Below are 5,813 nucleotides of genomic sequence, written 5' to 3' on the forward strand. Positions count from 1 at the left end.
GGCCCCGCCCCATCAGCGTCCGCCTCCCCCTGGCTTCCTGACCTATCCGCATCATCCCTCGCGGTACCGATCGCCCGCATGTCATACTCGCCGGGCTGATCGTTCGACTAAGGAGGCGCACATGGAATCAGCCGGGTTCGGGATGGGTCTCGGGTTCTTATGGTGGATCGTCGGGATGCTCGTGCAGTTCGCCATCATCTACGGCGCGGTACGGCTCGCACTGCGGCACGAGCGTCCGTCCCGATAGCGGGGCTGGTCCCGCTTTCCCTACCCTGGAGGTAGGGAAGATTCAGGGTTGTGCGATGGTAGGGAGCATGACAAATCCCGATCGGTCCGCAGCCGCCGGCCGCCCGGCCGTCGATTTCTACTTCGACCCCATCTGCCCCTTCGCCTGGATCACCTCCCGCTGGATCCTCGAAGTCGAGCGGCTCCGGGACATCGACCTGCGATTTCGCGTGATGAGCCTGTACGAGCTGAACAAGGACCGCGATATCGACGACGACTATCGCGCCCGGCTCGACCGTGGCAGGGGCATCGGCCGGGTGCTCGCCGCCGCCGCCCAGGGGCATGGCGAACCCGTGCTGCGCGACCTCTACACGGCGCTCGGCACCCGCATCCACAACCAGCAGAACAAGGACTACCCGCAGGTCGTCCGGGAGGCCCTGGCCGAAGTGGGGCTCCCGGACGACCTGGCGGACACCGCCGGGGTCACCGACTACGACGAGGCGCTGCGCAAGAGCCACCACGAGGGCATGGACCCGGTGGGCGAGGACGTCGGCACCCCCACCATCCACATCGACGGGGTGGCCTTCTTCGGGCCGGTGCTGTCGGCGATCCCGCGCGGCGAGGACGCGCTGCAGATCTTCGACGGGGCCCGGCTGCTGGCCGGATATCCGAAGTTCTTCGAGCTGAAGCGCACCCGTACCGGCGAGCTGGACTTCACCTGACCTCAGCGGCGGGCCGCCCGGCCACGCCCAGTTCCCGGCGCAGGAACCGGAGCTGGTGGGTGAGCATGTTCGCGGCCACCGCCTCGTCGGAAGGCAGGTGGGTGGTCCGGGGCAGTGGCAGCACCTCGTGCGGGCGGCCCGCGGCGAGCAGCGCGGCCGACAGGCGCAGCGTGTGCGCGGCCACCACGTTGTCGTCGGCCAGGCCGTGGATCAGCAGCAGCGGGCGGCTCAGCCCGGCGGCCTCGTGAATCGGCGAGCACCGGTCGTAGGCGTCCGGGTGCTCGCCGGGCCGGCCGAGGTGGCGTTCGCGCCAGTGCGTGTCGTACAGGCGCTGGTCGGTGACCGGCGCCCCGGCGACGGCGGCGTGGAAGACGTCGGGGCGGCGCAGTACCGCGAGCACCGCCAGGTAGCCGCCGAACGACCAGCCCCGGATGCCCACCCGGGTCAGGTCCAGGGCGGGGAAGCGCCGGGCGGCCTCGTGCAGGCCCTCCACCTGGTCCTCCAGCACCGGTCCGGCGATGTCCAGGTGGATCGCGCGTTCCCAGGCCGGGCCGCGCCCGGGTGTGCCCCGGCCGTCCACCGCCAGCACCGCGAACCCCTGTTCGGCGAACCACTGTGACATGTAGGCCCACCACACCCGCTCGGCGGTCACCTTGCGCAGCGCGGGACCGCCGTAGGGGTCCATCAGCACCGGCAGCGGTCCCTCGCGGTGCCAGGAGGGCAGGAACAGCGCGGCGCGCAGCCGCTTCGGCCCGAGCGTGAGCATCTCGACCCGCGGTTCCAGCACGGGCGTCTCGGCGCGGGAGGCGATCTCGACCGGCGGGTGTCCCCCGCCCCGTACGGCGGTGCGCGTGCCGTGCCGGTCCGGGGTGCGGGAGACCAGCACGACGCTGCCCGCCCGGCCGGTCCCGGCGTGGACGCCTGACTCCGCGCTCAGCCGCCGCGTCCCCGCCGCCTGGTCGTAGGCCCAAAGGTGCGTCTCCGTCGGCTCCTCCGACGCCGTGAACAGCACCGTCTCGCCGTCCACCGCGACCACCGCCGACAGGTTCAGCCCCGGTGGGGTGACCGGCCGCCCGGCCACCACCAGCCTGCGGGTGTCGTCCAGGTCGGCGGAGGTCACCAGCGCGCCCGCCGCCGTACGCGCGGGCAGGCCGGGCACCAGCTCGACCCACGCGTCGTCGTGCTGGTCGGCCAGCACCTCGGTGACCCCGGTGTCCGGGTCCACGCCGAGCACCCGGACGTGCCGCTGGCTCCTGTCCTGCACCGACGCGTACGGCCCGCGCGCGTCCCACCCCGCCCGCGCCAGGTACTCGAACGCCGCGACGTCCCAGCCCACCGGGGTCAGCGGGCCGCCCGAGACGTCGGCGATCCACAGCGTGACCTCGGCGTTGGCCGTGCCCGCCGCCGGGTACCGGATCGTGGCGGGCGGGAGAGAGGGGTCCGTGGGGTCGGCGATGTGCCAGCGGAGCACGGGCGTGGTGTCCACCCTGGCCACCAGCAGCCGGTCACCACCAGGGGACCACCAGTATCCGCGGTGCCGGCCCATCTCCTCGGTGGCGACGTGCTCGGGCAGGCCGTAGGTCACCTCGGGGCCGTCCGATGCGGCGACCGGGCGGTCGTCACGGCCGTCGGCCTCGATGACGCGCAGCGTCCCGCCGCTGACGTAGGCGATCCGCCGTCCGGTGGGGTCGGGGCGGGGATCGATCACCGGTTCGGCGGCGGGCAGCACGCGCGGCTCGCCGTCCGTGGTCCGGCGTGCCCACAGCCTCCCGGACAGCGCGAAGACCAGCAGCGCGCAGGCGTCGTCGGTGGCGTAGGAGACGATGCCGGACGACAGCTCGTAGGTCCGGTTGCGGCGGGTGCGTTCCTGCGGGGACAGTTCTTCGGCGGCGTCGGCGAGCAAGGTCAGCGGGTCCGCCAGCAGGCGTTCCACGCCGGTCGCGCGGTCCAGCGCCCACAGGCAGGACACCGGGTCGTCACCGGCCCGGCCACGCAGGAAGTACACCGTGCCGCCGTCGGGGGAGAGGGTGACGTGGGCGGGGACTCCGAGGGTGAAACGCCGGGTGCGGGCGAACTGGCGGGGGAAGTCGGACATACGGCTCCTTCGGCGCGGGAAACCGGGGTGAAAAAGACCCCTGGAAACGCAAAAAACCGCTATCCGATGAAGTCGGACAGCGGTTCGCGGTCGAGGATCATTCTACCGCATTTCACATGGTTCAGTTGCGGATCAGGACCACCATGTCGTCCGGGACGATCTCGCCGCGCGCCCGTTCCTCAAGGGCGGTCACGCCGCAGGCCAGGTTGATGAAGACCACGCGCGCGTCCTCGTGGTCGGCGTACGCGGCGGCCAGCGCCATAGCGCCGAACCGCAGGCAGGTGGCGATCTCCGCGGTGACCGGCACGGCCCGGGTGAGCACCTTGTCCAGCAGGTGGACCAGGTTGTCGGCGATCACCGCGGTCAGCATGCGCATCGGCTCGTCGCCCGGCATCGCCGGAGGCACCAGCGCGCGTTCGGCCATGCCCGCCGCCCGGCCCGGCGAGGCGTAGAAGGTCGGCCCCATGCCGCGCAGGTGCCGGGCCCAGTACGCGTTCAGGCGGACCTCCGCGTCGCGCCTGTGGTCCAGCGGCCGGTCGGCCTGGAGCCAGCGGAAGAGCACGACCGGGTAGCTCAGCGAGAGGATCTCGTACGCCCGCGACCGCAGGGCCGGGGAGGGCAGTAGGTCCAGCCGCCAGCGCTCCCGCGAGTGGTCCATGGCGAAGCGCTCGCCGGACTGGACGAAGTCCGCGTCGAGCAGCCCCACGAACCGGCGCAGGCCGGCGTCGCGAGCGGCGGCGGACGCGGGCAGGAAATCCGGCAGCGCGCCGGTGAACAGCGTGAGACGGGCGTCGGCCAGGTGCGGGCGCGGGTCGGGGCAGTAGTCGAGGGCGACGCGTACCGGCAGCCAGTCGTACGCCTCGATCCAGCCGGGCGTCGGCCCCACGGAGAACTGCCGGAACAGCGCCCGCGCCAGCTCCGGCACGAACGGCGTGTTCTTGGACGCCATCGCGAACATCGCGGCCGGCACCCGGTCCGCCTGAAGCCTGCGCTGCAAGGTCGGCACCGAGATCCCGAAGGGGTGCGGCACGCCGGCCGCCGTCGCCGGCTTCGGCCGGTGCCCGGTCGCGTCGCCCCTGGCCCACACCGGCCGCTTGCGGATGTCGGCCACCGGGTGCATCACGGGGTCGTTCAGCTCGGCCACCGTCGGCAGCCGGTACGGCTGGTCGCGCTGGTGCTCGCCGATCCAGGTCAGGAACGGCTCCAGGTCCACGTCCCACAGGCCGGAGATCGGGTCGTCGTCCTCGGGCCACGCGTCGCCCGGCAGGTCGGGCCGCCGCGACTCGCCCCGCCAGGCGGAGTCCTCCACGAACAGGCGGTACAGGCCGGCGGACACCGGCGTCGCGCACGCCTCGGCCGTGTTGCCCAGCGTGATCGTACGGCGCAGCGCCCGGGTGACCCTGACCTGGACCATGAGCGCCCGCCGCTCGTCGTCCACCGAGGAGGACAGCAGGTCGTCCAGCCGGTCGCGCAGTCCCGGGGCCAGCTCCAGGGCGTCGTCCTGGCAGTCGAAGGCTAGGGCCAGCGCCCGCGCCGAACCGGACCGCAGGCACGCCTCGACCAGCGGCCCTGCGTCCGAGCCCGCCGCCCACAGCAGCGCCGTCTCCCGCCACCAGGGGTCGTCCACGGTCTCGATCAGGATGTCGGGGCGGTTCTTCTCCTTGATCTCCTCGGCCGCCAGGTACTCCTGGAGGGTGAGATGCGCGAACGCGTAGCTGCCCGCCTCCCGCTGCACCAGCAGCCCGCTGCGCTCCACCATGCTCAGGAACTCGGCCGCGCCGGCCCGCCTGACCACCCTGGCCAGCGCGGGCGTGATCACCTTGTACAGGTCGCGGGTCGGCAGGTCGCGCACCTTGTGCCGCATCATGTAGAGGGCCAGTTCGCGCAGCACCAGCTTCTTCTGCGCGCCGGTCGGCCCGGGCGGCGGGTCGGTCAGCCGCTTGGCCTCCTGCCGCCGGTACAACAGCACCTCGCACATCTCGCCGTACAGCTCGGCCCGGCTGCCGGGCAGCGCGCCCCGGTAGCGGTGTACGTTGCAGATCATCGTCAGCAGCAGCGGGTTGGCCGCGAGGTCGAACAGCGCGGGCTGCGCGCGGACCCGCACCAGCAGGTCATCGGCCGCCTCCCGGGCGTGCTCGGCCACGTCGGGGCCGTCCGCGTTGCGGCTGCGCCGCTCCATCGCCAGGTACCACCCGTGCACGAACCTGGTGGCCTGCTCGGGCGAGAACCGCCACACCTGGAGCACGGTCGCCCCGGTCAGCGGGGCCGTCTCGTATCCGTAGGGGCGGGAGGTGATCACGAAGTCGTTGCGCGGATAGCGGATGATCTGGGCCGACACCCAGTCCACGATCGCCCGGCGGTGGTCCTCACCGGCCACCTCGTCCAGCCCGTCGAGCAGTACCAGGCAGCGCCCGCGCTCCAGCCGCCGCTCGAACCACGCCGCCGGCACGTCGCCGTGCAGCCAGCGCAGCGAGGCCACCGCCGCGGCCAGGGTCAGCGACGGGTCGTCCAGGATCGCGGCCACATGGTCGCGCAGGATCAGCAGGACCGGCAGCCCGCCGCGCCGTCGTTGCCAGTCCAGTGCGGTACGCCGGAGCAGCGTGGACTTCCCCGCCCCCGGCCCGGCCACCACCGCCAGCCGTACCGGCTCGGGCACCTCCAGGAACTTGCGCAGCCCGACCCGCTCCCCGACCGCGGCCATCGTCCCGAGGTACGGCTCCCGCACGGCGTCGTGCAGGGGGCGGGGGGCGACGCCGACATCGACGTAGACC

At 72.9% G+C, this 5,813-nt stretch carries 4 protein-coding genes; 2 read left to right on the forward strand and 2 right to left on the reverse strand.

Annotation, left to right across the window (positions count from 1 at the left end):
• Positions 1 to 121: 121 nt before the first annotated feature.
• Together C1I98_RS45195 and C1I98_RS34065 are read left to right on the forward strand one after the other, a co-directional pair.
• Complete coding sequence (locus C1I98_RS45195) at positions 122 to 247, forward strand: hypothetical protein (protein ID WP_267898102.1); 126 nt, start codon at positions 122 to 124, stop codon at positions 245 to 247.
• 67 nt (positions 248 to 314) lie between these two features.
• Positions 315 to 947 (forward strand): mycothiol-dependent nitroreductase Rv2466c family protein, encoded by a 633-nt coding sequence (locus C1I98_RS34065; protein ID WP_111171447.1) that lies wholly within the window; start codon positions 315 to 317, stop codon positions 945 to 947.
• On the opposite strand, the gene C1I98_RS34070 is transcribed toward C1I98_RS34065, so the two are convergent.
• The gene (locus C1I98_RS34070) at positions 940 to 3,042 is read right to left on the reverse strand and encodes a S9 family peptidase (protein ID WP_111171448.1); all 2,103 of its coding nucleotides are present in this window, start codon (positions 3,040 to 3,042) and stop codon (positions 940 to 942) included. The two genes, C1I98_RS34065 and C1I98_RS34070, sit on opposite strands and share 8 nt — an antisense overlap.
• A 121-nt stretch (positions 3,043 to 3,163) precedes the next feature.
• Positions 3,164 to 5,813: NACHT domain-containing protein (locus tag C1I98_RS34075; protein ID WP_111171449.1), on the reverse strand; the 2,650-nt coding region annotated here is incomplete at its 5' end.

Origin of the sequence: Spongiactinospora gelatinilytica (assembly GCF_003236385.1) — a bacterium.
Taxonomy (GTDB): domain Bacteria; phylum Actinomycetota; class Actinomycetes; order Streptosporangiales; family Streptosporangiaceae; genus Spongiactinospora; species Spongiactinospora gelatinilytica.

Bases quoted from the DNA above. Each gene is read 5' to 3' on its own strand.
- C1I98_RS45195 (WP_267898102.1), top strand. From the start codon at position 122: ATGGAATCAGCCGGGTTCGGGATGGGTCTCGGGTTCTTATGGTGGATC.
- C1I98_RS34065 (WP_111171447.1), top strand. From the start codon at position 315: ATGACAAATCCCGATCGGTCCGCAGCCGCCGGCCGCCCGGCCGTCGAT.
- C1I98_RS34070 (WP_111171448.1), bottom strand. From the start codon at position 3,042: ATGTCCGACTTCCCCCGCCAGTTCGCCCGCACCCGGCGTTTCACCCTC.